1 protein-coding gene is annotated in these 1460 nt (G+C 52.1%); it reads right to left on the bottom strand.

Annotation, left to right across the window (positions count from 1 at the left end; genetic code table 11):
* The coding region (locus BIZ38_RS21640; RefSeq protein WP_187491290.1) for a beta strand repeat-containing protein at positions 1–1460 on the bottom strand (1460 nt) is incomplete at both ends.

The raw sequence follows: 1460 nt of genomic DNA, 5'->3' as shown, positions 1-1460 counted from the left end.
GCACTGGCTGTTGCTGGGTTACCTGCTTGATCACTGACCGTCGCCGTAACCGTGTATTCTCCTTCTGCTAACAATGTGCTCGCCGCCACTGACCAGGTGCCATTGCTTTGCATCACGGTAGTGACTGTGTGGCTGTTGTTGTTTGCATCGGTAAAGACCACAGTGACTGTACTGCCTTGTGGGGCACTGGCTGTGCCACTAACTGTTGGCGTGGTGTCATTGGTGACGTCTAATGCATTTATATCAATCGCTGGCATGGTGGTATCAATGATACCTGTTCGTGTGGCCGTTCCATCAATGCCGTTTTCTGTCACGGTTGCGGTGACTGTAAAGTCGCCTTCAGCCAAAGCACTGCTTGCTGTGACTGTCCATGTTCCGCCATTAACCGTGGTGGTTAATGTTTCTGCTGGGTTGATACCATCATCAATTACCACAGTCACTACACTGCCATTGACCGCATCACTGGTGCCGTTAATCGTCGGTGTCGTATCATTGGTTTCGCCAATGACATTAATCGTGATACTTGGTGCGGTGGTATCCAGCACCGCGGTGTCATTGGCGGTTGTTTCATTCCCCGCAGCATCGGTGATACTGGCATCAATGCTGATGCTGCCATTGTTTAATGGGCTTGGTACATCTGCTGACCATGTGCCATCTCCCAGTACCGTGGCTGTAAAGGTATAGGTGTTTGTGCCGTCTGAAACACTTAAGTTAACCACACTGCCCGCCGGCTCATTGCTGGTCCCACTGATTGTTGGGGTATCGTCGTTGATGGTACCCAAGCTGTCTATCGCTAAGCTTGGTGGCAAGGTATCGATGCTGCCACTGCCTGTATCGGTGCCAACGTTGCCTGCCGCATCAACAATCGTTGCTGTCACGGTATAAGCGCCATCAGGCAAGCTCGGTGCTGTGGCTTGCCACGACCCATCCGCTTGCACTGTGGCTGTGACGGTATGTGTATCGCTGTTGCTATCCACAATAGATAAGCTCACTACCGTTCCTGCTGGCTCAGTAGAGGTGCCCGTAATAAGTGGCGTGCTGTCATTACCCAAGCCAGTGTCGTTAACCACCACTACTGGGGTTGTGGTATCGATAGAGCCTGTTGCATTGACCGTCGTTGGGTTACCCGCTTCATCACTAATTGTTGCTGATACAGTGTAGCCACCTTCGGCGAGTCCATTCGGTACTTCCACGCGCCAATCACCGCTACTGTCAACGGTTGCGGTCAGTGTTTGTACGGTGCCATCATTATCTGTCACCGTTACCGTCACCGTGCCACCAATTTCATTACTGCGTCCTGTGAACTCAGGCGTCACATCACTGCCCGCCCCAACGCCCGTTAAGGTTAAGCTTGGTGCAACGGTATCAATGACCCCAGTCACCGTTTCTTCTGTAAGGTTCCCCACCCCATCACGCACACTGGCGTCAACAGTAAATTGACCATCAGCTAAGACCGTTGT

Origin of the sequence: Pseudoalteromonas sp. BZK2, from assembly GCF_014349195.1 — a bacterium.
In the GTDB taxonomy this organism is placed as follows: domain Bacteria; phylum Pseudomonadota; class Gammaproteobacteria; order Enterobacterales; family Alteromonadaceae; genus Pseudoalteromonas; species Pseudoalteromonas simplex.
The sequence above is the reverse complement of the archived record's forward strand: the minus strand, read 5'-3'. Positions and strand labels throughout refer to the sequence as shown.